Genomic DNA, 26167 nt, shown 5'->3' with positions numbered 1-26167 from the left:
AGTTTGCCATCTGCCCGATTTTGGTCAATCAGTTTTGGCAGATATCGAATTGCTAAAGCAGAATGTTTTATAAGAAGAATTCAGAACTCAGGAGCGGAGCCGGAGACGCTCCTCGGCTTGGCGTCAGAATTCAGAATTGAATTGGAGTCCGACTGGGTAATGAATATTGGTTTAAAACCAAGCCGAATTGCGATGCCCTAAGCTTTGTCGAAGGGTGGGCGAAAAAAAATTAAAATATTCTCGCCTTAAAACTCTATTCCTTTATGGGTAGAGTATTCACCAATTCTGAATTCTGTATTCTGACTCCTGTTTTATTGTCCAAACTCAAGCCTAGCCTGTTCTACCAAATCATCTGTCACAACTTGTTGCTCTGCTTCACGAGCCAGCTGTTCAATTCGGGCTTGAGCTTGAATGCGGACAAAAAAGGGAATATTTTGTAACTTTTCCTTAGCTTCAGATGTCCATCGCAAAGCATCAATAAAATTGGAATCGCTCATAGGATTAATTACCTTGGTAAGTCGCTCAGTTTAATCAGCAGATTACTAATTCTCCTATAAAAAAAGCCCTTGCTTTTATGCAAGAGCCTCTAAATTATTTAATTGTCAGTGATTCAGATAAACCTTACAACCTAGTCGAGGTTGTCCATGAACATCACTGGCTCAGTATCACGGTTAATTCCTTTCTCAAAACCACCAGCAGCAGCCCGTGCGCGACCAGCGTGCCACAAGTGACCAACTAGGAAGAAGAACCCTAGTACGAAGTGAGAAGTCGCCAACCAAGCGCGAGGAGATACGTAATTGAAGGAGTTAATTTCGGTAGCCACACCACCCACGGAGTTGAGAGAACCCAGAGGAGCATGGGTCATGTATTCAGCAGCGCGACGAGCTTGCCAAGGCTGAATATCGTTCTTGATTTTTTCTAGGTCAAGACCATTGGGGCCACGTAGAGGCTCCAACCAAGGGCCGCGGAAATCCCAGAAGCGCATGGTTTCACCACCGAAGATGATTTCACCAGTGGGAGAACGCATCAGGTATTTACCCAACCCTGTGGGACCTTGGGCAGAACCAACGTTAGCACCCAAGCGTTGGTCACGAATCAAGAAGGTCAGAGCCTGAGCTTGAGAAGCTTCTGGGCCAGTCGGACCGTAAAATTCGCTGGGGTAAACGGTGTTGTTAAACCAAACAAAGAGGCAGGCAATGAAGCCCATCAGGGAGAGAGCGCCCAAGCTGTAGGAAAGGTAAGCCTCACCAGACCAGATTGATGCACGACGTGACCAAGCAAAAGGCTTGGTGAAGATGTGCCAGATACCTCCAGCTATTAAGATAAAGGCAATCCAGATGTGACCGCCGACCACATCTTCCAAGTTATTGACGCTGACAATCCAGCCTTCGCCACCGAAGGGAGACTTGATTACATAACCGAAGATAACTGCTGGGTTGAGTGTCGGATTCGTAATAATCCGAACATCACCACCGCCTGGTGCCCAGGTGTCATACAAACCACCAAAGAACATTGCCTTTAGCACTAACAGCAATGCACCGAATCCCAAAATAATCAGGTGGAACCCGATGATGTTGGTCATCTTGTTCTTGTCTTTCCAGTCGTAACCAAAGAAAGAAGAGTATTCTTCTAAGGTTTCTGGGCCACGGACGGCATGATAGATACCGCCAAAGCCAAGGACGGCTGAGGAAATTAGGTGGAGTACACCGACAACAAAGTAGGGGAAGGTATCGATGACTTCACCACCAGGACCAACACCCCAACCCTGAGTGGCGAGGTGAGGTAATAGGATTAAGCCCTGCTCATACATGGGCTTTTCAGGAATGAAGTGAGCGACTTCAAACAAAGTCATCGCTCCAGCCCAGAATACAATCAAACCAGCGTGGGCAACATGAGCGCCCAGTAGTTTGCCAGATAGGTTAATTAAACGTGCGTTACCAGACCACCAGGCAAACCCAGTGGATTCTTGGTCGCGTCCAGCGCCGCCTAAGATATTTGGTCTATTAGAGAGCGTTACCACGTGGTAATACCTCCTCAGGGAATACAAATTGTTCGTGGGGTTGATCTTGAGGAGCCATCCAAGCGCGGATACCCTCATTCAGCAAAATGTTTTTGGTATAGAAGGTTTCAAACTCTGGGTCTTCCGCCGCCCGTAATTCTTGGGAGACGAAATCATAAGCCCGCAGGTTGAGTGCTAAACCGACGATGCCGACGGCGCTCATCCATAAGCCTGTGACTGGCACAAACAACATGAAGAAGTGCAACCAGCGCTTATTTGAGAAGGCAATCCCGAAAATCTGTGACCAGAAACGGTTTGCCGTCACCATTGAGTAGGTTTCTTCTGACTGGGTGGGATTGAAGGCGCGGAAAGTATTAGCACCTTCACCATCTTCAAACAAGGTATTTTCTACTGTGGCTCCGTGAATGGCGCATAATAAAGCACCACCCAATACACCAGCAACGCCCATCATGTGGAAGGGGTTGAGTGTCCAGTTGTGGAAGCCTTGCAGGAATAATAGGAAGCGGAAAATTGCCGCAACGCCAAAGCTAGGTGCAAAGAACCAGCTAGATTGTCCCAAGGGGTACATCAAAAAGACGCTGACGAATACCGCAATCGGGGCAGAGAAGGCGAGGGCGTTGTAAGGACGGATACCTACTAGACGCGCAATTTCAAATTGCCGCAACATGAAGCCAATCAAAGCGAAGGCTCCGTGTAGAGCCACGAATGGCCACAAGCCACCCAGTTGGAACCAACGGGTGAGGTCGCCTTGGGCTTCTGGTCCCCACAACAGCAATAGGGAATGTCCCATGCTGTCTGCGGGGGTGGATACTGCCACTGTGAGGAAGTTAGCACCTTCTAGGTAGGAGGAGGCTAATCCGTGGGTGTACCAAGAGGTGACGAAGGTGGTGCCGGTCAGCCAACCGCCTAGTGCTAGGAAAGCGCAGGGGAATAATAGTATCCCTGACCAACCTACGAATACGAAGCGATCGCGCTTGAGCCAGTCGTCTAGAACGTCAAACCACCCTCTACTGGGGGCGCGTCCAACTGCGATGGTCATCGGACTAAAATCCTCTTTTTTTACTAAAATTGCAACGTTTCTAAGGCAGTACGGAGAGCCAATGTAACCGACTGCCGTGAGGAATTAACGTTTTTTTTGACAATCTCAACAGCCTGAAAGCAACTGAGATTCTGAGAGCTTGCCGACCTGTGAAATCAGCATTTCTCTTTGTTTATGCCATTACACGTACCATTGGCTAGTAATCTAGCTTCTGGTAACTTAATGATTCTTAACTTATCACACTACTCCGGGTTTTTGCCTGATACACAACAAGCAAATCAGGATATGAAACACGAACCCTATAATTAATATGAATATCAGAATTTTTACAATTTGACACAAGTTTTCTCAGAAATCTGAAAAAATTTAGTGCCGATGGGCGTAGGTAGGTAACTCATTCCCAAGAGTTCAAAAAGGGCAGCCAGAGGGGTTAATGAAGTCGGAAGTCGGAAGTCGGAAGTCGGAAATCGGAAGCGATGCCCTGAGCGTAGCCGTTGGGTACAGTTTTGTAACGGGGATAAAGACTCATTGCCACAAAACTTAAAGCCGTGCTTCTAGCACGGGGTTTTAAACCCAATTTTTTGATAAGAATGACAGAGGGGTAGAGGAGAAAGAGTTTTCATCAGCCCTGGAGTGAATAAATTATGTAACGTGCCTTAACAAACTATTGTATGGGTAGCAGCAACAGGGAAGGCCGCAGTTGAGTTTTTGTCAGCAATGTTTGGTAAAATGCACAGAAGCCTACACTCAATGCGAAAACATTCAGTGTGTTAGTATCTCATGGGCAATGGTAGTTCAATGACGGCATCAACAACGATTAACAAAGGCGATCGCCTCCTGCATCAAAATGTTCTCGGTTCCCGTCGGTTCAGTAACTACTGGTGGGCAACTATCGTTACATTGGGAGCAAGCGGCTTTTTATTGGCTGGGATATCCAGTTATTTAAAAGTTAATTTACTCATAGTTACCGATGCAACCCAACTGATATTCGTCCCCCAAGGATTGGTGATGGGTTTATATGGTGCTGCTGGCTTGCTATTAGCCACATACCTGTGGGCAGTGATTTTATTGGATGTAGGAGGCGGTTACAACGAATTTAATCAGGAAACTGGCACAATCAAAATATTCCGTTGGGGATTTCCTGGCAAAAACCGCCGAATTGAGATTGACAGCCGCATAGAAGATGTGCAATCTGTGCGAATAGCCGTCAAAGAAGGTCTTAATCCCCTTCGCGCACTCTATCTACGCGTTAAAGGCCGGCGAGATATACCCTTAACACGGGTTGGACAACCGTTGTCCTTAACAGAGTTGGAAACAGAAGGCGCAAAGTTAGCCCGCTTCTTGGGAGTGTCATTAGAAGGACTTTAAGGGAGTGGGGAGTGGGGAGTGGGGAGTGAGGGGATGAGGGAGATGAGGGAGATGAGGGAGACTACTAAACCCAATGCCCAATACTTCGGCAAAGCTCAGTACAAGTGCCCAATGCTCAGTGCCTAATGCCCAATGCCCCATTCCCAATGCTTAATGCCCCTCAAAACGATAAGATACTCTGGTTGAATCAGTAATTGGCAATGCGGTTAAAAATCTCACAATTTTTGCTTTCTCTGGTGATCATCAGTGCCTTAATGTTGGGAGGATGTTCAACAGGTCAAGTCGCTTCTAATACGTCTTCTCCAACCTCGACAGCTACCTCGACTACGAGCGAGGCAAGCACCAAGACAACTACTGAAGCAACATCTGTATCTCAAACTAGTAGTGAGACTATTCCTGGACTGACAGATTTACCACGTCTTGAAGGCAAGGCTACTGTGGTTATGACGGTTAAAGGTTCGCCGATTACTATCGAAGTAGACGGCACGAATGCCCCAATTACAGCTGGCAACTTCGTGGATTTAGTGCAAAAGGGTGTGTACGATGGTTTAGCTTTCCATCGAGTTATCCGCGAACCCCAACCGTTTGTGGTTCAAGGGGGCGATCCTAAAAGCAAAGACCCGAAAGTTGCAATAGATAAATTGGGAGAAGGTAGTTATATTGACCCAAAAACGGGAAACGCTCGCTACATACCTTTAGAAGTTAAGCCAAAAGGTTCAGATACTCCGATTTACAATAAACCATTTGATGCTACTGCTCAACCTGTCGTATTGCCCCATAAACAGGGTGCAGTAGCGATGGCGCGATCGCAACCACCAGACTCTGCTTCTGCCCAGTTTTACTTTGCTTTAGCCGATCTAGCCTTCTTGGATGGTAACTACGCCGTGTTTGGCAATGTCACTCAAGGCTTTGATGTAGTGAACAAAATTCAGCAAGGCGATCGCATTGACTCCGCTAAAGTCACCCAAGGTGCTGAAAATCTGAAAACACCTGGAAAGTAGGAGGAAGAGAGCAGGGGGAGATGAGGGAGATGAGGGAGTAAAGGGAGTAAACAAACGATTATTGTTCTTCCTCATCTTCCTCATCCCCCTCATCCCCCTCATCCCCCAAAATTCAAATTGGTTAAGGTTTGTGTCACTGGTATTGGTTTAATTTCCGCCTTGGGTGGAAGCTTAGAAGATAGTTGGCGAAATTTAATCGCAGGTAAATCTGGAATTCGATTACATCAACCATTTCCAGAACTGAAACCACTTCCTCTAGGTTTAATTGGTCAAAAACCATCTGAGTTGACAATGTTAACTCAGATGGTTGTTTCTTCTGCTTTGCAAGATGCTGGGTTGGTTGCACATGCAGCTGATTGTGCTGTAGTCATTGGATCGAGTCGCTCTTATCAAGCGTCTTGGGAAATGCTGGCAAGGCAAATGTATGGAGACGCGGCGAATTTTCCGGTGTTATCTTTGGGAAATTGGCTAGATACATTACCTCAGATGAATGCGATCGCAGCTGCGCGACAAATCGGCGCGTCAGGGATAGTTTTGGCACCGATGGCAGCTTGTGCTACTGGAATTTGGTCTATTGCTCAAGCAGCTTTACTCATCCAAACTGGGCAATGTCAACAGGCTCTAGCTGGCGCAGTGGAAGCACCGATTACACCCTTAACTTTGGCAGGGTTTCAGCAGATGGGTGCTTTGGCGAAAACTGGGGCTTATCCCTTTGATTTGCACCGGGAAGGCTTAGTGTTGGGCGAAGGCGCAGCTGTGTTTGTCTTAGAATCAGCAGAGTTGGCCAAGCAGCGTCAAGCAAAAGTGTATGGTGAAATTCTCGGTTTTGGCTTAACTAACGACGCATATCATCCCAATTCGCCAGAACCTGAAGGGAAAAGTGCGATCGCTGCCATCAAACAATGTCTAGAACGTAGTTGTCTCTCACCAGCCGATATTGATTATATTCATGCTCATGGCACAGCTACTCAGCTAAATGACCGCATAGAAAGCATGGTAATCCAGCGTTTGTTTCCCCAAGGGGTGGCGGTTAGTTCCACCAAGGGAAGCACAGGTCATACACTAGGAGCATCTGGAGCATTAGGTGTGGCTTTTTCTCTCATGGCCTTACAGCATCAAATATTACCACCTTGTATAGGATTGCAGCAGCCAGAGTTTGATTTGGATATCGTTACAGCCGCACGTCTAAGTAAAATTAGGCAGGTATTATGTTTGAGTTTTGGTTTTGGCGGACAGAATGCCGCGATCGCATTGGCAAGGTAAAAACTTAATACCAATGACTAATAACTAATGACTAAATCGGCGGTCGGCTATCCCGGACGCCCCTTCAAGGGATGGGATTCCCGCCGATTTTCGTTGATTGACTTTTACCATTGATTTGCCCACTCTTGACAGCCATCCATTTTTCTTAACTTGACACCAATGGCTTTTCGGCCTACCCCACAAGTAGTAGTAATTTATTTCTTAGAAATCCCTCAACATCGTGATATTCCTCATGAACATCACGACATCTCTCATGAACATCACGACATCTCTCATGAACATCACGACATGTCTCAGGAACATCACGACATGTCTCATGAACATCACGACATGTCTCATGAACATCACGACATGTCTCATGAACATCACGACATGTCTCATGAACATCGTGACATCTCTCATGAACATCACGACATGTCTCATGAACATCACGACATTCGTCACTAACGTTAAAGCAATCGTCCAAAAAACCAGGTGCAATATCTGAATTAATGGGACTTATAGCGTTTACTAATCAGATGAGCAAAAAAATTGTAGGTTGGGTGGAGGCTTTGCGTAACCCAACATCCTAATATATGTTGGGTTGCGCTCCGCTCCACCCAATCTACGTCTAATGCACTATTAAAGCCTTGAGGGTCCACTACGTGCATTTCACTAATCTTATACTAGTCCTATATATACAGAGAGACGAGACTTTGACATTCTTTTGCTTAGTATCTTGATATATTTGGGTTTCAGCTATTCTTGAGCATTTGGTGTATTTACCTTATCCTGCATGGGTTTGAGACTTGTTTATCCCTCAAAAATATTTAAGTCCGTTAAGAGAAATTACTCAGATTTCTGTATTAGTTTTTTAATAAATAAAATTATTCATCAATTTTACTGAACCAGAAAACAGCTTTACTAAGTCAAACTAGCCTTAGAGCATTGATTCAGTAATCAAAAACCTAACCCTCCAGTTCTCTTCGTTAATAGGAAAGGCAGAACCAAACTCGCTTCTGAGCTTTGGAGAGGAGTTGAGGGAAAAGTTCTTCCAAAATTACGATTACTGAATTGGTATTCTATAACCCTCTCTAACGAATATATCTATGTCTCGTCCAAAACGTACATCCCGTATTTTAGAAAAAGCTGAATTGAGATCCGCCGGATTGAAAGCAATTGATTCAAATATGGATTTTGGTGATAATTGCGGTTTGCAAAATCTGATTCAATCAATTGAGCAGTTACGCACTATGCTTGATGGTTATAACATTTCTCTAGCGATGATTGACTCTTCCAAGACTAAAATTGATGAGATGGAAAAAACCTTGGACAATCTTACAGATAAGATTGTGAGGGGCGTTGCTTTTAAGTATGGCAAAAACAGCAGTGAATATGAAATGGCGGGTGGTATTCGTGATAGCGAACGTGTCCGCAAAACTAGGTTAAGTCGCCTGCTGAAAGCTAGTGGAGCAAAAGCATCAGATCAGAATGTTAAAACCGTCTAATACGGCACGGCGGCAGACAGAAAGCAGAGGTAAAAAACCTTTTAGCAAGAGATATGAAGAATGAGCAAACGCTACTTGTTCATTAAAACTATTTGTTGTTGATTGCTGCGGTAACTTTGGTGGGCTTTGCCTACGCATTTTTTTTTACTCACTGATGCTCTTTGATATGAAAGGTTTATGTACAGTTAATATCGTGCATATTATCTTATACGTTTTCTAGTTTAGTCTCATTTTTCGTAATATTGAGAATGCTGTAATCTGCAAGTCTCAACAATTTTGATTGTCTAAATTCTGATCAGAGTTTATAGTAATACGAAGTTTTTCCTAACACTTTCTCGGCAGATTTATACCATGATTTATTCTCAAAAATTGCAGAAGCATTTGATATGTTTCTCTTTATCTGTAGTATTAGTAGCTGATTTAGTAATCACACAAAAAGCTGCTCCACTTTTGGCCCAAACGGTAAATTCATCTATCGGTAATGCTGTGACATTTAGTTGCAATGATAGTGAAGCGACAATCAAAGCTAAAAATGGGCCGAAAGTAAAGAATGGAAATACAACCATTTACATTGGTTATCAGCAAGTCTCATCTAATAACAAAAACCCTGTGACAATCCGTTTTAATAATGGGATAAAAACATGGTGTCGTAGTGATTACGAAACAACAAATGACGATGGTACAGGTTATGGATTGTTTTGGGATGGAGCGAATGTTTTATATGGCGTTTACTCTTCCACTGGCAGTCAAACTGGTAATGATTTTCGCCGCTTTGCCACTGGGCGTTGGTTGTCTAGCTATGGTAGCGGAGGCGGGCCAAAAGTCGCAGTTATAGCCAGGATTAATCCAGCCAATGGCGAGGTTAACTACGCCACATTTTTATCATCCAAAAAGCCGACTGATGGACAAACTAACTCTTTAGTTATCAATAATCTATCATGGAATGGCACAAATTTGACTGTGCAAACAACCTCATGGTGGACTCCCCGTCGTGCTAATACAAATTCTATGAATTGTTCTGGTGCATCACCTTATCAATACACAGCAGTATTCACTGGCGATTTAACAAAGGTTAACTCGGCTTCAGCAAATACTTGTAGTTAACATAAACCTCATAACCTCACCCTGGTTTTGCTACGCAAAACCTGTCCCTCTCCTTACTAAGGAGAGGGATGTCTGATAAAACTCTTTGAGGTTTTGGAGGACTTTTGGGTAATCGGATAACTTGTGCGTAGCGTACCCCTAATTTCCCCCATGCGGACGCTGAATAATCGTTTCCACCACCCGCCGCTTGGCCTTTGGATCAATACCTACTAAGCGCACATACTCACCAGTATATTCTGTCAGAGTTGATTCCAAATTTGAGATTGCATCAGACTCGCTATCAATGTGACTATTAACACAACTTTGCCAAGAACCTGTGCGGAAACGACGCTCATCTACATGTTCAATGCTAATTTTGTAACCTTGAGACAATAATTCTCTAATTTGTGCTTGTGTCTCTAGGGTCAAATGTGGACTCGATACTTCCTGTTTCGGGAATTCATTAGTTTTTGCTTCTTGGGTTGTGCGATTTGACGGCTGACTAATTGGTGTTACAGCCGCAGGTGGTGCAGATTGAGAATTTCTACCTCGATTGAGTCGGTTGTAATCATCAACCAAATGGGAATTTTCCACCCGTTTTTGTTCACCAACCAGGAAGTTACCAGACTCGATTAAGTGAGACAGCCGGAAATCTGGCTTTTTAAACTCTGGTGGTCCTTCAACGCTGTTCACCACACTCAACGATACCCGCTCAAAACCGACTTGATGGATGTAGTTGCGGATTTGTTCGTCATAAATGCGCGATCGCAAAGCGCTAAAAAAGTCAATGGACTGATTGACAAAAGTATCAACTAGCTGTTCAATTTCCTTCTGTGACAGTCCATCCGCTTCAAAAATCCCCTTGACAATTCCCACCTTGTCGTCTCGGTTTGGTTCCCAGTAGAACTTCTCCATCCGTCCATCCCGAATTAACGGTGCATAGAGGGTGGAAAAATCATTACCTGTGACAATAATCGGCACACGACGTAAAGGCGTAGAATCATAGCTTCCAGGCAACTGCACATCTGTGGGATTATCAGCAATATTCATCAGTGTGGCATTCACCAACTGCGTATTTACAGTATATTGAGTACCTTCATCAAAGCGTCCAGCCCCCGCGTCTAAATCATTAATCATCAAAACACACATTTTGCCGCGTACTTTGATCAGTTCTGCTGTTTCCCGATAGCGCAGCCGAATCAACCGCGCTGGATCTCCTGCGTCTGGACTTTCCAATTCACCGCCAGAGATGTTAGTTACCTCAATACCCATTTTCTCAAAGACTAATTGACATTGAAATGTTTTGCCTTCTCCTTTGCGTCCGTGAATACCCAAAATCACCGGAACTCGCACACCAGGAAGCTTGAGAAAGTTTTTAGTAATGTGGACAGCCAGTTTATCCAGAAAGCGGGGAGCGATGTAGTAACCCATAAAATTATCTTTGCCTAGCAGTGCTTAAAGTAATGTTAAGTTTTTTTGGCGATCGCTGTTGATTTATCTTTTGGTACAAAATCAGCACTATCTACCATATACGCCTAATTGGATATGCATCAAAAATTTTATCAGCACTCAATAGAGGTATATTTTCAACTATCGACTGTGCAATTAAAAGTCGGTCGAATGGGTCACGGTGATGCAAAGGTAGTGTAGCAACAATAGTAACGTGGCTAATTTTGATATCGAGTAACCTAAAATCGTTAAGGCTGAGTTGGTGTGTGATGAATATCTCAAATGGCTGATTGAAACGAAGCTTTCCTAAATTCTCCTTAATCGCTATTTCCCAGAGACTAGCTATACTTAGCAAAATTTCATTATTCTCATCATTGATTAAATCTAGGACTTGATTACTAAGTCTTGAATTGTCCGTCACATACCAAATAAAAGTATGTGTATCCAACAGTAAGATCATTCCATATATTCCTTAAAATCTTCGAGCGGTGCATCAAAATCATCAGATATTGTAATTAAACCCTTTGCGCTTCCAGGTTGACGGCGGCGTTTAACTGGCGACACAGGAGTTAACTTCACCAAAGGTTGATTATCTTTGATGATGATAATTTCCTCACCATTGAGTGCTGCTTCAATTAAGTCGGGTAAATTTTTAGATGCTTCAGCTAGAGTAATTTGCTGCATAATTACTACTTTGGGGAGAAAAAAAATAAATGCTAGTGTATAGTTATGGGAGCATCCCAATTTTGCCAAAATAAAATTTGTAGTGGGAGCATCTTGCTCCCTAATGTCCAGGAAGCGGGCTAGAAGCCCACACTACAAAAAAATAAATTTACACATTTGGGATGCTCCCATAGTTATAACTATAATCTAGTATACTTCATAAGGATTTGTAATATCATTCATATAGCCACAATCGAGCCAACCATCATACCTATCACTCTCAAATTGAGCAGAGTAGTTATTATCACTAATCTTATTAAATTCTTTATCAATATAATTTTCTTCTTGTGTTGTTTCAATATTTATATCAGTATCAAAATCACTTTTCATATTTTTAAGACAAGATTCTTCATCTTCTTGGAATTTTTGACTCAAAATTGAACATTCTTCATCATTTCCATAGAATTTAATCCTGATAAATTTCTTATTTTTTATACTTACTATTTGCCAACGAGAGTTTATATGAGTTTTTATATCTTGGAGTAATTGTTTCCAAATATCTTTATCTTTAACCAAAACATCAAATGAATAATTAACGTGATTTTGAGGAAACTTGATTTCAGTTCTATTATCTCTATTTTCATCTGTACATTCAGACTTCTTAAGTAATTTTATTTTTTCAACAGCATCTTCATAATCTATCTCTTGGCTTTTCTGCTTATAGATATCTGCTGCTTTTTTAAAATCTTCAATTGCCTTATCTTTGTCTGCTAATTGATTCTGGATATTTCCTCTATTGTAGTAAGCATCAGCTTTATCGGGATTAATCTGTAATGCTATGTCATAATCGTATATTGCCCCTTGCTTATCTCCTAATTCATAGCGGATATTTCCCCTATTATAGTAAGCGTCAGCTTTATCAGGATTAATCTGTAATGCTCGATTATAATCATATATTGCCTTCTGTTTATTTCCTATAATAGAGTAGACAACTGCCCTATTAAAGTAAGCATAATAATTATTGGGATTAATCTTTAATACTTTGTTATAATCCTTGATAGCTTCTTCTATTGCTCCTAATGCAGAATAAATTATGCCCCTTGCAATGAGAGATTTGGTATTGTTAGGATTAATTTGCAAAGCTCCATTCAAGTCTTCCAAAGCCCCCTGAAAATCCTCCAAATAATAGTTAGCAATACCTCGATTATAGTATGCTTCAGCCAGAGTAGTGTACTGCACAAGTACCACCTTTTGCTTTTCAATTTACGATTCTATTCTGCATCACAAACTAAAAAAAAACCTCCGAGTTTCCCGTACTCTAAAAAAAAGAGAGGCAGATAATTCTACCTCTCCTATGAAAATAAACCAATTACTTAAAGCTTGCTAACCTTAGTATTTGTTGGGTTTGTGAACAAGAAAGCTGAGAATTTGGCACTGCTTGATGTTGTCAAAACCCACAACCCGAATATAGCTGGTGTTGAATTGAGAACGGCATCCTTGAACTTCGCTCAATACTTCTTGAGTCGATCTAGCACCAAATAAAGGCAACTTCCACATTGTCCAATAGAATTCTTTCGGGTCAGAAGTTTCGTTAAACTCGATCGCTGGAATGTAACCTTGATTCAAAATGTACTGGATCTGCTTGGAAATTTGAGCATCAGACAGAGGGGGCAGATAAGAAAGGGTTTCGTAACGACGCTCTTTTGGTAAAGTTTGCATAGCTTTTGATAATGGGTTGTGATTTTTTACTACTAGGTTGACCGAACTAATTCGATAAGTTATCTAAATTCGGATCTGAACTTGCTTGCTGTTCTGGTTGCAGGCTGGGGTTCGATAAATTGAGTTGCGTAATCCGTTCTAAATGCTGGCGACGCTGTTCCATATTGGCTTGCTGAATGCCAGTGCGAACCATTTCCGGTAGAAATTCCATGACTTCTTCCGCAATGTGTTCCCTGACAGTCATGATTCGCAAAGCCAAATCTGGTTTTTCTTGCAACAGTTGCTCAATGTATGATTCACCATTCTGAATTTTGCCAGACGAAAAGTTATGCAGCCAAAGTTCTAATGGAGGATTCGTTTCGCCTAGCTGTGCCAACACTGTCCTTAGAGCCTGATAAGTCAGATAACTTTGGAGAGTCTTGGCTGTGTCCTTCGCAATTTGCTTAAGATTCATGCTTGACCCCAGCCGTCAACAGTTATGAGTTATGAGTTAAGAGTTATGAATTATGAATTAATGTAACTCTTAACTCTTGTTACAGACGCGATTAATGAGCCAGCGCGTTGCGGGGGTTCCCACGGCAGTCACTCATGGGGGAAACCCCCAAGATCGCGCTGCCTCCCCGTTGTAGCGACTGGCGTCGCGTCTCTACTTCTAACTCCTAACTTTTGATCAGACGGTATCCATAGCTTCAAACTCGAACTTGATTTCTTTCCACAGTTCGCAAGCAACAGCTAATTCAGGAGACCACTTAGCCGCTTCGCGGATAATGTCGTTACCTTCACGAGCCAAGTTGCGACCTTCGTTACGAGCTTGGACGCAAGCTTCTAAAGCTACGCGGTTAGCTGTAGCACCAGGAGCATTACCCCAAGGATGTCCGAGAGTACCACCACCAAATTGCAGTACGGAGTCATCACCAAAGATTTCTACGAGTGCAGGCATGTGCCAAATGTGGATACCACCGGAAGCAACTGCCATTACACCGGGAAGAGAAGCCCAGTCTTGGGTAAAGTAGATACCGCGAGACTTGTCTTGTTCAATGTAGTTTTCACGCAACAAGTCAACGAAGCCCATTGTGATACCGCGTTCACCTTCCAGTTTACCAACTACGGTGCCGGTGTGGATGTGGTCGCCGCCGGACATCCGCAGGGCTTTAGCCAATACGCGGAAGTGGATACCGTGGTTCTTTTGACGGTCGATTACGGCGTGCATAGCGCGGTGAATGTGCAGCAATATGCCGTTGTCACGACACCAACGAGCCAATGTGGTGTTGGCGGTGAAACCTGCGGTGAGGTAATCGTGCATGATGATGGGCTGTTTGAGTTCTTTAGCGAACTCAGCCCGCTTCAGCATTTCTTCACAAGTGGGAGCGGTGACGTTTAGGTAGTGACCTTTGATTTCACCGGTTTCAGCTTGAGCTTTGCTAATAGCTTCAGATACGAACAAGAAGCGATCGCGCCATCTTTGGAATGGTGCGGAGTTGATGTTTTCGTCGTCTTTGGTGAAGTCCAAACCACCGCGCAAGCACTCGTATACAGCGCGTCCGTAGTTTTTAGCCGAAAGACCTAATTTGGGCTTAATTGTACAACCCAACAAAGGACGACCGTATTTGTTTAACTTGTCACGCTCAACTTGAATACCGTGGGGAGGCCCTTGGAAAGTCTTCAGGTAAGCCACAGGAATCCGCAAGTCTTCCAGACGTAGTGCCCGCAAAGCTTTGAAACCAAATACGTTGCCTACAATGGAGGTCAACATATTGGTTACAGAACCTTCTTCAAACAAATCCAAAGGGTAGGCAATGTAGGCGATGAATTGGTTGTCATCACCAGGAACGGGTTCGATGTCGTAGCAACGACCTTTGTAGCGATCGAGGTCGGTGAGCAAATCTGTCCACACAGTTGTCCAAGTACCAGTGGAAGACTCAGCCGCTACAGCCGCAGCTGCTTCTTCGGGGGGAACTCCGGGCTGAGGTGTAACACGGAATGCCGCTAAAATGTCTGTATCTTTCGGTGTGTAATCGGGTGTGTAATAAGTTAGTCTGTAATCTTGAACCCCGGCTTTATACCCAGTTTTGCTCTGAGTTTTAGTTTGAGCGTAAGACATATTTTATCCTTCTCAGAAATCTCTCTTTTACTTATCAAATCACGTTTTTGGCAACTTTCCTCATTCCGCTCTTTCCCCTCTTCAGAGGGAAGAAGATCAGGAAAATTTTTTTAAGGGTCGCTTTTAGTAGAGGGTAGAGTTTTTGGCGGTGGACACTTTGGCAGGGGTGGTAATCTTCCTTACCAGTGTTTTCACCATCTAGGAGTACACAACCTAGTGTTTTTACTGTTCCCTGCTATACTTATAGCGAAAGAAAAAAGAATTGCACACCACGTAATTTGTAGCTTGTCTCACAATATATCAATAATTTGATAAGTTATTCTTTGAAAGTTTTTAACTTACTTATTTAATTTTGTTATCACAGAAAGATTTAAACATTTTGTAACAAAAACTTTACAAAGTGCGATCGATAACTGTTGGGGAGTGGGGAGTGGGGGAGATGAGGGAGATGAGGGAGATGGGGGAGATGGGGGAGCAGGGGGAGAATTTCTGACAAATGACAAATGACAAATGACAAATGACAAATGACAAATGCCCAATGCCCAATGCCCATTGAATTTGAGAAAAATTGCCGATGACGTTTAAAAAATGCCAGCTAGGGGAACACTGGAATTAACCTAAAGCAAGTTTAGGTAATCGTTATGGGTACTGTCTCCAAAGGAAATGTCACCGTGGTATTGTTTTGCAAGCGTACTAGTTTATTGATTAGTTCTATTTTGTTGGGGTTGATAGCTTTGCCAAGTATGGGATTGGCACAAAAAACCCCTGAGATTAATTCGTCTGATGTAACCCCTGTTTACCCACCTTCGCCACCGCCACCACGAGTGGAACCTTTGCCAGATGAGCGGGGAGTGCAAGAACATTCACCAAAAACTGATTATCGTGTCGGTAACTTACTGGGAGATGTTACAGGTAATCTTTGGGTAAGTTCTGGACGGGGACTATCGCGGATTGATCCTAAAACCGGCAAGATTATTTCTCGTGTTAGCTTGCCAAGTGTTGCAATTGGTGCTTTAGCCCAAGACAAAGTAGGACGTTTGTGGGTGGGAAGTTCTGAGGGACTGATCCGAGTAGACCCGCGCACTAACGAAATCACCGCGCAGAATTTATTTTTGCCTTCTAAACGGGTGTTGTCACTGTTACTTGACAAACGGGGTTATTTGTGGGTTGGAACCGATAATGGTTTAGCTCTAATTAGTCCCGACCAAGGTTTGATTATGACAACATTAAAAAATCTGCCTGGTGTCAGCGCTAACACCCTGACTTTAGATGCTGAAGGTCAACTGTGGGTTGGCACTCTTGATGGATTAGTGCGGGTAAATACTGCTAGTGCTGCGATTATCAAGCGGATAGCAGATTTGCCAGGGACGACTGTACAAGCTTTAGCTATTAGTCCAGAAGGATTAATTTGGGCGGGAATGCCGAATAATTTGCTTGTTATTAACCCAAAAACTGGTGCAGTGTTGCGCTCTGTAACTCGTCTGCGTGGGCGTAATGTGACAGTGGTACGTTTTGCTAAAGATGGTAGTGTCTGGGTCGGAACTAATAATGGTTTGTTACGATTAAATCCAAATACAGGAGCTGTGTTAGATGCAGAAGTTGCTGGACTTCCTTCTAGTCGGGTTCTTGCCCTTGCACCTGACATTAGCAATAAATTATGGATCGGCACTAGTGAAGGTTTAGCTTGGTTAATGCCCAAAATGGGTAGTGCAAAACCCCATATTGCTTTCAGTCACGCCGTTAAATGAAGAGTGGGGGAGTGGGGAGTGGTGAATGGGGAGTGGTGAAATTCCCTACTTCCTACTCCCTACTCCCTACTCCCTACTCCCTACTCCCCACTCCCTACTCCCTACTCCCTACTCCCTACTCCCCACTCCCTACTCCCTACTCCCTACTCCCCACTTAGGAAAATGGCAATCACTACCCAGCAATTAATTCAATGGAAACAACAGGGACGTGCAATTGTGGCGTTGACGGCCTGGGATTATGCGATCGCTCAACTCCTCGACGCAGCTGGTGTAGACTTAATCCTCGTGGGTGACTCTATGGCAGTAGTTCTAGGCTATGAAACAACACTGCCGATAACTTTGGATGAAATGATATATCACGCCAAATCTGTGCGTCGAGGAGTTAAACGCGCCTTAGTGGTTGTAGATTTACCATTTTTGACCTATCAAGAAAGTCTCCAGCAAGCGATGCACTCAGCTGGGCGGGTATTGAAGGAAACAGGCGCTCAAGCGGTAAAGTTGGAAGGTGGCTATCCAGCGATCGCTGAAACTATTGCTCGTTTAGTACAAGTTGGAATTCCGGTAATGGGTCATGTAGGTTTGACACCGCAATCAATACATCAACTTGGTTTGCGACAACAGGGAAAAAGCCAGGAAACGGGGGAAAGAATTTTCAATGAAGCGATCGCTCTGGAACAAGCTGGTGTATTTTCTTTAGTGTTAGAGCATATCCCCGCAGATTTAGCAATGCAGATTACACAAAAATTAAGCATTCCGACAATTGGTATCGGTGCCGGAATTCACTGCGATGGACAAGTTTTAGTTACTTCAGATGTCATCGGACTTACCGAGAAGCATCCACCATTCGCCAAAGTTTATACAAACTTGCGAGAGACGATTACTAAAGCTGTGCAAGATTATGCCCTAGAAGTGCGCGATCGGAAGTTTCCATAATAGTAGAATCTGAGTTGAGGCAAAATTTCTATGACTACTACACCTGAAATACTGCCAACTACCTTACCAGATCATACTCAGTTACCTGAGTCTGATGGCACATTTGTGAAAAATTTTCAAGAACATCCCCAAAGCATTTTACTCACAGATTCGATTCAACCAGTATTACAGCAACGTCATCCAGAAGGTAATTATTGCATTGGTCAAGATTCTGGCATTTATTGGCGGATGACAGACCCGCCACAAAGAGGTGCAGAAGCACCAGACTGGTTTTATGTGCCTAATGTGCCACCACTTTTAAAGGGTCAAACACGACGTTCTTATGTATTATGGCAAGAAATCATCCCACCTTTGATTGTATTGGAGTTTGTATCGGGTGATGGTTCAGAAGAACGTGACAAAACTTCTTGGACGAGAAAATTTTGGGTTTATGAGCAAGCAATTCGACCTGCCTTTTACGGCATTTACGAAGTGCGTCGCAGTCGCGTAGAAGTGTATCACCTAATAGAAGACCACTATGAACTAGTCCTAGAAAACGAACGAGGACATTACCCCATCAACGCTCTTGGTGTAGAGTTAGGTATTTGGCAAGGTCGCTATCAGAATCTGGAATTACCTTGGTTGCGTTGGTGGGATGAGCAGGGAAATTTATTACTCTCTGGTGAAGAAAGAGCAGATTTGGAAAGACAGCAAAAAGAACAAGCTCAACAACAGTTACAGCAGTCTGAATTATTGTTAGAACAGGAACGTCAACGGGGTGAACGCTTGGCGCAAAGGCTGAGAGATATGGGTGTGAATCCAGACGAGTAAGGCTTAACTTTGAGAATCTTGCTTTCTTTTATTTGCTTGCTCAATGCGCTGCTTAATTGCTTCTTCTGCGATGCGAATATTTTCTTCTATTGGTGTACCGTCTGCTGTCACCATTGGCCCATACCATGTTGCTTCGGAGTCGGGAGGATTACGGCGACTAAACAGGACACGAATAGCTTCATCATCATCTCGGTGTGCAAGTATATAAGCTGTTAGTTCTTTGCTAGTCATTGCTTCAAAGTTCGGTTTCATTCAAAAACCTCCAAAGTCCACTAGGGGGTACGATAATTTGAATATTCTCACCTGCCAAAATATACACATCTCTAGTTTGGATTTCAAAACGAAACAGGTGGATATCTTTGTAAGTGTTTGACAACATTTGGCAGACTCGCACACAGGCTTGTGCTTGTTCGTTGGTTGGGTTGATTGTCTGTTCCTCAATTGTGACATAGATAATAGTAAGCCTTGGCGACTTATTACAAACCCTGTTACTTATAAAAACTCTACTTATCTACTATTTGGCGATTTCTCCGAGGAATAGCTTATAGCTAGGCGATAATAAATACATTTCCCCACACAAGCACAGTTATGATCTGCTGCCTAAATCCAGATTGCCACAATCCGCCCAATAGCGATCGCACAATGTTTTGCTCTAACTGCGGTACAGGATTGGTGGTGTTGAGAAACCGCTATCGCCCAATTAAATCATTAGGTGGTGGAGGATTTGGTAAAACTTATTTGGCAGAAGATATCGACAAACTAAATGAGCATTGTGTAATCAAGCAATTTGCACCGCAAGTTCCCTGAACTTGCACACTGCTATTATTGGTAGGGCGACAATTGTTTGCTTGCGAATGAATAATCCAGTTATACTTGTTGCCCAACGACGTTGGACAATTAGTGGTTGGCATCCTCCTGATGATTAATTTCATGTCCGCAGTCGCAAGATAGCAGAGCAAAGGTCGTGATGTTTAATTCCTAGATTTGGGAATAATAGTAGTGTCATCAGCTTTTATAAACCAATGCTCAATTTCATGTTTGCTTTTGGATACTCCAGCCTTGGTTATATACTTTATAATTCTGGCGACTATCAAGGAGCGATTGAAAATTATAGTCAGGCAATTTTACAAAATTCAGAGGATTGGATATCATATTTTAGTCGTGGTGTGGCTCGTTCACTGACAAAGGATTATCAAAATGCAATTGAAGACTTTAATAAAGCAATCCGGCTGAATCCTCAATATGCTCAAGCTTATGCTGAACGTGGTGTTGCTCGTGCAGCAATCGGCGACAATCAAAGTGCAATTGAAGATTCTCATCGGGCGATTCAATTAGATCCGCAATATGTACGAGCCTATTTTGGACGAGGTGCAGCGCATTTTTACTCTGGTAACTATCAAGGTGCGCTAGAAGACTTCAGCCTGATCGCCAGCATGGAACGTTCTGCTATTTCTTACTACAATTTGGGCATTTTGCAATATTCTCAGGGTATTAATAGTCAAGCCATTAAGCACTTAAGCAAGGCTCTTTATGTAGATCCCAATTTAACGGCTGCTTATTATGTGCGAGGTAATGCGTGTTATGACTTAGGAGATGAGCAAGGTGCATTTGCAGATTTTAATGAAGCGAAGCAGATTGAAGCAGTAGGTGCAGGTGAAATATATTCTGAGGATGAATTTGCTTTCTACGCAAGGGGTTTGGCTCGCGATCGCTTAGGAAATCGGCAAGAAGCGATCGCTGATCTCCAAGAGTCAGCCCAAATTGCTTTAAAGCATCAAAACACAATATTTCACCAAAAGGTGATTAACTTCATGAGCGAAATTCAGTCTTAAGTAAGTCGGCATGAATAAATGATTATGGTTTGCAGTTGCGCTGTCTTCGCTAAAGCGCAACTACGAGCTAATTCCAGAGATTTTATATAGCTTGTTTTTAATCGCCGACTTACTTATAGCTAAAATCAATATGAACGCGATCACTATCTCAACTAGAAATATCAGCTAAATACCCCATATTTTGAGGTGCAGCAATGGTACAACAAGTCACACCAGAAACCACCATCGAAGTCATCTACCCAGAAAGCGACGGACAGCCAATGGCGGATAATACAGAACAATTTGCATGGATTGTCAAAATTAAAGAAAATTTAGAAATCTTATTTGCATCGCCAGCCGATGTATTTATCGCCGGAGATTTATTTTGGTATCCAATTCAAGGAAACCCTAATATTAAACAAGCGCCCGATACGATGGTAGTCTTTGGCAGACCAAAAGGAAAACGGAGTTCCTATTTACAATGGAATGAAGATAATATACCTCCCCAGGTAGTATTTGAAATTCTATCGCCAGGTAACACTCTCAAAGAAATGGCCAAAAAATTGCAGTTTTACCAGCGTTACGGCGTGGAAGAATATTATATTTATGATCCTGATAAGAACGATTTAAATGGCTTGCTCCGTTCTGGGGATAGTTTTGAAGTTATCGAAGAGATGAATGGCTGGGTAAGTCCGCGTTTGGGAATCCGTTTTATATTGACACCGGATACCCTGGAAATTGTTTCTCCCACCGGACAAAAGTTTTTAAGCCCCGGAGAAATTGACCAGTTACGGGAACAAGAACGCCAACGTGCAGAACGGGAACGTCAAGCAAAGGAAGCCGCTTTACAAGAATTAGAAGCGGCTTCACAAGAATTAGAAGCGGCTTCACAAGAAAAAGAAGCGGCTTTACAAGAATTAGAAAAAGAGCGCGATCGCTATCAAGAATTGTTAGCTAAACTCAAACAAAAGGGAATTGACACAGATAATTTGTAATTGTTGGTGTTGATGGTGCGTTATGCTATCGCTACTGGTTATGTCTAAATTTAACTATGGAACAAGAACCGATACAAGTAATTGGAGGTGGACTAGCTGGGACAGAAGCAGCTTGGCAAATAGCCCAAGCTGGAGTGCCAGTAATTCTGCATGAAATGCGTCCAAAACGCTTCAGTCCGGCTCATCATACAGAACATTTGGCAGAATTAGTCTGTAGTAATTCCTTTGGGGCAATGGCAAGCGATCGCGCAGCTGGATTATTGCACGAAGAGTTACGTCAACTGGGTTCGATCGTCATTTCTAAAGCTGATGAACACGCCGTACCTGCTGGTGGGGCGCTAGCCGTCGATAGAGGACAATTTGGCCAAGACTTGACTCAAACTTTAGCACATCATCCTTTAATTGAATTTCGCCGGGGTGAAGTGTCTGCAATTCCAGAAGGAATTGTGGTTTTGGCGACTGGGCCTTTAACTAGCCCCGATTTAGCCGAAGATTTGCGCCGCTTTACCGGGATGGAATACCTCAGCTTTTTTGATGCGGCTAGTCCGATTATTGTGGGAGAATCGATTAACCGTGACGTTGCTTTTATGGCATCACGTTATGACAAAGGTGAAGCCGCTTATCTCAACTGCCCAATGAATAAAGAGCAGTATTTGCAGTTTCGAGAAGAACTTTGTAAAGCTGAACAAACAGAACTCAAAGGTTTTGAACGGGAAACGGCGAAATTTTTTGAAGCTTGTTTACCCATAGAAGAACTCGCACAGCGCGGGGAAGATACCATGCGCTATGGCCCACTAAAGCCAGTGGGATTGTCAGATACTCGCACCGGGGAACGTTCTTATGCTGTAGTGCAGTTGCGACAAGAAGATAAAGCCGGTCAACTGTGGAATATGGTAGGATTTCAAACAAACTTGCGTTGGGGTGAGCAAAAGCGAATATTTCAGCTAATTCCAAGTTTGGAAAAGGCAGAGTTTGTACGGCTGGGAGTGATGCACCGCAACACTTTTATTAATGCTCCTCAGTTAATGTATCCGACTCTGCAATTTAAAGAGCGTCCGACATTGTTAGCAGCTGGACAGTTGATTGGTACTGAAGGCTACACTGCTGCGGCTGCGGGTGGTTGCTTGGCGGGAATTAATGCTGCGCGGCTAGCTTTGGGTAAAGAAGCTTTGGTTTTACCACCAACAACAATGATGGGTGCGTTATTGGAATTTATTAGTTCCGCTTCGCCGAAGCATTTCCAACCAATGCCGCCCAACTTTGGAATTTTTCCCGAATTGGGTGCGAAAATCAAAAGTAAGCAGGAGCGTTATGGACGTTACCGCGATCGCTCTTTAACTGATCTAGCAAACTGGAAAGCTAATCATAATTAATGGGCATGGGGCATGGGGCATTGGGCACTTGTACTGAGCGAAGTCGAAGTATTGGGCATTGGTTATTAATTATTCTCCTCTGCCACTCGTTAAATAGGTTTATTATCCTTTACAGCAGTTTTCTATTTGAACCACATCTATCGTAGGGGCACAGCAATGCTGTGCCCCTACCCGCGTGGTCTATTTACCTGAAAATAGCTGTAAAATCTTTTGCAGAGATTTAGGTAAAATATATGGCTGATATTGTTGATATTGCTGTTACGGCTGAGTCTTTCAAAACACTGGTGGCGGCTGTACAAGCTGCTGGTTTAGTAGAAACATTAAAAAGTCCTGGGCCGTTCACTGTCTTTGCACCAAATGACGATGCTTTTGCCAAGTTACCAGCAGGAACTATCCAAACTCTGTTACAGAATATTCCCCAGCTAACGCGGATTTTAAAGTATCATGTCGTTCCAGGAAAGCTGCTACAAGCTGATTTAGCAGAACTCGGTACGCTTAATTCTGTGGAAGGTTCACCCATTAAAATTAATTCTTCTGATGGTTTTGAAGTTAAAAATGCCACAGTTTTAGCAGCAGATATTGAAGCTGATAATGGTGTGATACACGTTATCGATACGGTGATTTTACCGGGTTAATTCCGCTAGGGTGGGTGTTTTCCACCCTAGTTATCCAAAATTTTTAGAATTATCTAACTATTGGTAGTATCAAAACGCCAGCCAAATAGGTTAATTTATGTTAGGTTTACAATGTGATTACTCACTCGTATGTTAATTTATATTTTGTTATTTTAAAATAAATTAAATTCTTAAAAAGCTAACATCTATCCCAACAAATTAATGCTCGATTTTAACACCTTAGCTGACTTCTCTCGTGGCAACTGCATAAGTATTTGTGCATTTCTCGTACCAGCGAACTTGCTTGTCACAATTTTAACGATGAGCCTAGTAGCGTTACGTCGCCCATCGCATCAAGTGTGGCAATCTGCTGGAATTGCTAGCTTTTTCGCTTCTGTAATGATACTGCACGTATATACTTGGTTCCTGATTGGCGTGGTGATGGCTCCTACTTATATCTTGCTGTGGCTAGCAATCACCTGTTTGGTGGCTAATTTTGCAGCAATTCTTTTTCAAAGACGCTACAATAACAGCCCTAGTCTTTCCAACTGAAGTCTATCGAGCGTCTATTGGTGAGATTTTCTGAAAATCATCATTTAACGCCTCTCCATTCATGCTCAAGGATGGCATATAGCCAAGAGTCTCGCCATTCTCCCTTAATCCAATGGTGTTCTCGCAAATATCCTTCTTGCTGCATTCCGATTTTTTGCATAACTCGTGCTGAGGCAATGTTTTCTGGGTGACAAGTCGCAAAGATGCGATGTAAGCCTAACTCCTGAAAACCAAATGATACAATTGCTTTTACAGCTTCAGTTGCATATCCTTGTCCCCAAAATTCCTTAGTAAAAGAGTATCCAATAGAGCCTGTTTTGTTGCCAGTATCCTTAACAGATATGCGACAGATACCAATTAATTGCTTTTGGAGTTTTAAAGTCACTGCCAAGGCAAAATGCTGACGGGGTTCTTCCCCTTGCAATGAAATCTCTCTTTGCAAAAAATTTTTGGTATCTTCTTCGCTATTTGGGCTAAAGGTCAAATAGCGCACAACTTCACGATCGCTAGCGTATTTATGAACCGCTTGCCAATCGGATTCTACAAAGTCTCGCAGTCTGAGACGTTGGGTTTCTAGCGGTAGATTCATTTGGGAAATTCTGCACGTAACTGATTGACTACCTGATCTAGTCCCACCGAATGGGCGGCTTTGAATAATAAACGATCGCCTGCTTGCACAAATGTCTTCAACCTAGCCACCAAATCAGCATGAGTTGCAAAGCACTCCGATGGGACACCTTCGGCACTAAGGGCGATCGCTTCGGCATCTTGTCCATCTACCAAAACCAACAAGCCGTCTAAATTCAACTTTCGCACTGTTTCTCCCACTCGCTGGTGCAACTGCTGCGATCGCTCTCCCAATTCTTTCATTGCACCCAATACGGCAATCTTTCGCTTTCCGGGTGTTTCTGCCAATAATTGCAACGCTGCGATCATGGCTTCTGGTGCAGCATTATAAGTTTCATCTAAGATTACCACATCATTGGCTAAGGTAAATTGTTGCGATCGCCCTGTGGGCATATTCACCATCACACCTGCTTTCAGGTTTGCCCAATCAATCCCCAACACCTTTGCCACCGCTAAAGCTGCTAAGAAATTAGTCGCATTGTGACGACCGGGTAGAGGTAGAGGCAATTGCATTCCTGCAACTTCCACAGTCTCGTGATCAATTAATTGCCCTTGAATATCCCCACCAGAAAAGCCGTAAGTTATAACTTCTCCGTGCCAAACTGTAGCCGCCGTGGCCATTAATAGGGGATTATCATGGTTGAGAATTGCCACTCTATCAGTAGACATTTCGGCTAATAACTCACATTTTGCCTGAGCGATCGCTTCTTCGGAACCCAGTAACTCAATATGTGCCGTCCCGACATTGGTAATCACTCCAATTGTTGGACGCGCTATTTGCGTCAGTTCGGCAATTTGTCCTCTACCCCGCATCGCCATTTCAATCACGGCGTAGTCATCTTCTGCGCCAAGTTCTAGGAGAGTTTTCGGGACACCAATTTCATTATTATAATTTTCATAAGTTTTGTGAACTCGTCCCTTGGTTGCTAAAACTGCGGCGATCAATTCTTTGGTTGTAGTTTTGCCCACGGAACCTGTTATGCCAATTACAGGAATGTTAAAGCGATCGCGCCACCATCTGGCAATTTGTTGATATGCCTTGAGCGTATCTTTTACCTGTAATATCGGAAATCCCGGATTTTCGTATTCAAAATCTACAATTGCAGCTATTGCACCCTTTGCGATCGCAGTTGGCACAAATTCATGTCCATCAAACTTATCGCCTCGCAAAGCTAGAAATACTTCACCCGGCTTCAGGGTACGGCTATCTGTTTGTATACCGCTACTTACTTGTGTTAAAGCAGTTTCAGATAAGTTTACAGTTTGAGCCAAAAGAACTTCAACCAGTTGGGTTAGGGTGGCAGAGCAACGCATAAGTAATTTACAATTTAAAGTTCAAAATTATAAAATCGGATTATGACACAATACTACATTGAACAACAAGATTTGCGACTTCTTGAAAAAGTCGGGAATCTCAGCCTAGTAGTGTATGTCATTAGTTTTGATGGGTTCTGTCCTATCGTTTTATAATAACGATGTGTCGGCATATCGGGACACGAGTCTCCGTGCGA

Annotated in this window: 30 protein-coding genes and 1 pseudogene; 15 read left to right on the top strand and 16 right to left on the bottom strand. The window is 43.2% G+C overall.

The genetic code is table 11. From position 1 onward, the window contains the following. Nucleotides 1-311: 311 nt before the first annotated feature. The 3 genes from V7K27_RS34435 to psbD form a co-directional block, all read right to left on the bottom strand. Nucleotides 312-497 (bottom strand): PCP reductase family protein, encoded by a 186-nt coding sequence (locus tag V7K27_RS34435; protein WP_334953284.1) that lies wholly within the window; start codon nt 495-497, stop codon nt 312-314. A gap of 131 nt (nt 498-628) precedes the next feature. Then, a complete protein-coding gene (psbC, locus tag V7K27_RS34430) occupies nt 629-2020 on the bottom strand; it encodes a photosystem II reaction center protein CP43 (protein WP_334953283.1) in 1392 nt (463 codons plus the stop codon). Beyond that, nucleotides 2004-3059, bottom strand: a complete 1056-nt coding sequence (psbD, locus tag V7K27_RS34425) for a photosystem II D2 protein (photosystem q(a) protein) (protein WP_334827233.1) — start codon at nt 3057-3059, stop codon at nt 2004-2006. Before psbD ends, psbC begins: the two co-directional genes overlap by 17 nt. 798 nt (nt 3060-3857) lie before the next feature. Between psbD and V7K27_RS34420 the strand changes: the two genes are divergently transcribed. Further along, nucleotides 3858-4427, top strand: coding sequence for a photosystem I assembly protein Ycf4 (locus tag V7K27_RS34420; RefSeq protein WP_334953281.1), 570 nt, complete (start codon nt 3858-3860; stop codon nt 4425-4427). On the opposite strand, the gene V7K27_RS34415 is transcribed toward V7K27_RS34420, so the two are convergent. Next, nucleotides 4413-4568, bottom strand: a complete 156-nt coding sequence (locus tag V7K27_RS34415; protein ID WP_334953280.1) for a hypothetical protein — start codon at nt 4566-4568, stop codon at nt 4413-4415. The genes V7K27_RS34420 and V7K27_RS34415 overlap by 15 nt on opposite strands. A 59-nt stretch (nt 4569-4627) precedes the next feature. On the opposite strand from V7K27_RS34415, the gene V7K27_RS34410 reads away from it, so the two are divergent. From V7K27_RS34410 to V7K27_RS34395, 4 genes are all read left to right on the top strand, one after another. Beyond that, entirely contained in the window at nt 4628-5428 is an 801-nt protein-coding gene (locus tag V7K27_RS34410) for a peptidylprolyl isomerase (protein WP_334953279.1), read from the top strand. Nucleotides 5429-5545: 117 nt separating this feature from the next. Beyond that, nucleotides 5546-6691 (top strand): beta-ketoacyl-ACP synthase, encoded by a 1146-nt coding sequence (locus V7K27_RS34405; RefSeq protein ID WP_334953278.1) that lies wholly within the window; start codon nt 5546-5548, stop codon nt 6689-6691. A gap of 1088 nt (nt 6692-7779) precedes the next feature. Next, a complete protein-coding gene (locus tag V7K27_RS34400; RefSeq protein WP_334953276.1) occupies nt 7780-8178 on the top strand; it encodes a hypothetical protein in 399 nt (132 codons plus the stop codon). 351 nt (nt 8179-8529) lie between these two features. After that, nucleotides 8530-9282 carry a hypothetical protein gene (locus V7K27_RS34395; RefSeq protein ID WP_334953274.1) on the top strand — a complete coding sequence of 251 codons (753 nt, stop codon included), beginning with the start codon at nt 8530-8532 and terminating at the stop codon, nt 9280-9282. A gap of 138 nt (nt 9283-9420) precedes the next feature. Here the strand turns inward: V7K27_RS34395 and V7K27_RS34390 are convergent, their stop codons facing one another. From V7K27_RS34390 to V7K27_RS34355, 8 genes are all read right to left on the bottom strand, one after another. Further along, a complete protein-coding gene (locus tag V7K27_RS34390; RefSeq protein WP_334953272.1) occupies nt 9421-10692 on the bottom strand; it encodes a ribulose bisphosphate carboxylase small subunit in 1272 nt (423 codons plus the stop codon). 91 nt (nt 10693-10783) lie between these two features. After that, entirely contained in the window at nt 10784-11170 is a 387-nt protein-coding gene (locus V7K27_RS34385; protein ID WP_334953270.1) for a type II toxin-antitoxin system VapC family toxin, read from the bottom strand. Next, nucleotides 11167-11394, bottom strand: a complete 228-nt coding sequence (locus tag V7K27_RS34380; RefSeq protein WP_334953268.1) for a type II toxin-antitoxin system Phd/YefM family antitoxin — start codon at nt 11392-11394, stop codon at nt 11167-11169. Before V7K27_RS34380 ends, V7K27_RS34385 begins: the two co-directional genes overlap by 4 nt. A 186-nt stretch (nt 11395-11580) precedes the next feature. After that, the gene (locus tag V7K27_RS34375; protein WP_334953267.1) at nt 11581-12612 is read right to left on the bottom strand and encodes a tetratricopeptide repeat protein; all 1032 of its coding nucleotides are present in this window, start codon (nt 12610-12612) and stop codon (nt 11581-11583) included. A gap of 150 nt (nt 12613-12762) precedes the next feature. Next, nucleotides 12763-13092 carry a ribulose bisphosphate carboxylase small subunit gene (locus V7K27_RS34370; protein ID WP_292771904.1) on the bottom strand — a complete coding sequence of 110 codons (330 nt, stop codon included), beginning with the start codon at nt 13090-13092 and terminating at the stop codon, nt 12763-12765. Between the two features lie 46 nt (nt 13093-13138). Continuing rightward, complete coding sequence (rcbX, locus tag V7K27_RS34365) at nt 13139-13546, bottom strand: RuBisCO chaperone RbcX (RefSeq protein ID WP_334953266.1); 408 nt, start codon at nt 13544-13546, stop codon at nt 13139-13141. 216 nt (nt 13547-13762) lie between these two features. Continuing rightward, nucleotides 13763-15193 (bottom strand): form I ribulose bisphosphate carboxylase large subunit, encoded by a 1431-nt coding sequence (locus tag V7K27_RS34360; RefSeq protein WP_292800584.1) that lies wholly within the window; start codon nt 15191-15193, stop codon nt 13763-13765. Between the two features lie 338 nt (nt 15194-15531). Then, nucleotides 15532-15732: a hypothetical protein gene (locus V7K27_RS34355; RefSeq protein ID WP_334953265.1), complete on the bottom strand. Its 201-nt coding sequence runs from the start codon at nt 15730-15732 to the stop codon at nt 15532-15534. Nucleotides 15733-15834: 102 nt separating this feature from the next. Between V7K27_RS34355 and V7K27_RS34350 the strand changes: the two genes are divergently transcribed. From V7K27_RS34350 to V7K27_RS34335, 4 genes are read left to right on the top strand one after another with little or no spacing between them, the layout of a single operon-like run. After that, nucleotides 15835-16941 (top strand): ligand-binding sensor domain-containing protein, encoded by a 1107-nt coding sequence (locus tag V7K27_RS34350; RefSeq protein WP_334953264.1) that lies wholly within the window; start codon nt 15835-15837, stop codon nt 16939-16941. A 25-nt stretch (nt 16942-16966) separates the two neighbouring features. Further along, the gene (locus V7K27_RS34345; protein ID WP_334953263.1) at nt 16967-17128 is read left to right on the top strand and encodes a hypothetical protein; all 162 of its coding nucleotides are present in this window, start codon (nt 16967-16969) and stop codon (nt 17126-17128) included. Continuing rightward, the gene (panB, locus tag V7K27_RS34340; protein WP_334953262.1) at nt 17104-17874 is read left to right on the top strand and encodes a 3-methyl-2-oxobutanoate hydroxymethyltransferase; all 771 of its coding nucleotides are present in this window, start codon (nt 17104-17106) and stop codon (nt 17872-17874) included. The genes V7K27_RS34345 and panB overlap by 25 nt, the downstream gene beginning before the upstream one ends. Nucleotides 17875-17898: 24 nt before the next feature. Then, nucleotides 17899-18684, top strand: coding sequence for a Uma2 family endonuclease (locus V7K27_RS34335; RefSeq protein ID WP_442947674.1), 786 nt, complete (start codon nt 17899-17901; stop codon nt 18682-18684). 3 nt (nt 18685-18687) lie between these two features. Here V7K27_RS34335 and V7K27_RS34330 read toward each other — a convergent pair whose 3' ends face one another. Together V7K27_RS34330 and V7K27_RS34325 are read right to left on the bottom strand one after the other, a co-directional pair. Further along, nucleotides 18688-18936, bottom strand: coding sequence for a DUF6887 family protein (locus tag V7K27_RS34330; RefSeq protein ID WP_334953260.1), 249 nt, complete (start codon nt 18934-18936; stop codon nt 18688-18690). Further along, nucleotides 18920-19111, bottom strand: coding sequence for a DUF6888 family protein (locus V7K27_RS34325; RefSeq protein ID WP_442947673.1), 192 nt, complete (start codon nt 19109-19111; stop codon nt 18920-18922). The genes V7K27_RS34330 and V7K27_RS34325 overlap by 17 nt, the downstream gene beginning before the upstream one ends. Before the next feature lie 161 nt (nt 19112-19272). On the opposite strand from V7K27_RS34325, the pseudogene V7K27_RS34320 reads away from it, so the two are divergent. The 6 genes and pseudogenes from V7K27_RS34320 to V7K27_RS34295 form a co-directional block, all read left to right on the top strand. Further along, a pseudogene (locus V7K27_RS34320) lies at nt 19273-19485 on the top strand (4-Cys prefix domain-containing protein); the annotation flags it as partial. A 221-nt stretch (nt 19486-19706) separates the two neighbouring features. Beyond that, entirely contained in the window at nt 19707-20516 is an 810-nt protein-coding gene (locus V7K27_RS34315; RefSeq protein WP_334953258.1) for a tetratricopeptide repeat protein, read from the top strand. A gap of 194 nt (nt 20517-20710) precedes the next feature. After that, a complete protein-coding gene (locus tag V7K27_RS34310; protein WP_334953256.1) occupies nt 20711-21490 on the top strand; it encodes a Uma2 family endonuclease in 780 nt (259 codons plus the stop codon). A 56-nt stretch (nt 21491-21546) separates the two neighbouring features. Then, nucleotides 21547-22863: an FADH(2)-oxidizing methylenetetrahydrofolate--tRNA-(uracil(54)-C(5))-methyltransferase TrmFO gene (trmFO, locus tag V7K27_RS34305; protein ID WP_334953255.1), complete on the top strand. Its 1317-nt coding sequence runs from the start codon at nt 21547-21549 to the stop codon at nt 22861-22863. Nucleotides 22864-23096: 233 nt separating this feature from the next. Continuing rightward, the gene (locus V7K27_RS34300) at nt 23097-23498 is read left to right on the top strand and encodes a fasciclin domain-containing protein (RefSeq protein WP_334953254.1); all 402 of its coding nucleotides are present in this window, start codon (nt 23097-23099) and stop codon (nt 23496-23498) included. Nucleotides 23499-23699: 201 nt separating this feature from the next. Then, nucleotides 23700-24029, top strand: coding sequence for a hypothetical protein (locus tag V7K27_RS34295; RefSeq protein ID WP_334953253.1), 330 nt, complete (start codon nt 23700-23702; stop codon nt 24027-24029). Nucleotides 24030-24069: 40 nt separating this feature from the next. Here V7K27_RS34295 and V7K27_RS34290 read toward each other — a convergent pair whose 3' ends face one another. Both V7K27_RS34290 and V7K27_RS34285 read right to left on the bottom strand, forming a co-directional pair. Further along, nucleotides 24070-24618, bottom strand: a complete 549-nt coding sequence (locus V7K27_RS34290) for a GNAT family N-acetyltransferase (protein ID WP_334953251.1) — start codon at nt 24616-24618, stop codon at nt 24070-24072. After that, nucleotides 24615-25970, bottom strand: a complete 1356-nt coding sequence (locus V7K27_RS34285; protein WP_334953250.1) for a UDP-N-acetylmuramoyl-tripeptide--D-alanyl-D-alanine ligase — start codon at nt 25968-25970, stop codon at nt 24615-24617. The genes V7K27_RS34290 and V7K27_RS34285 overlap by 4 nt, the downstream gene beginning before the upstream one ends. Between the last annotated feature and the right edge of the window lie 197 nt (nt 25971-26167).

Origin of the sequence: Nostoc sp. (assembly GCF_036919575.1) — a bacterium.
Lineage (GTDB): Bacteria > Cyanobacteriota > Cyanobacteriia > Cyanobacteriales > Nostocaceae > Nostoc.
This window is presented reverse-complemented; position numbering and strand designations above follow the sequence as displayed.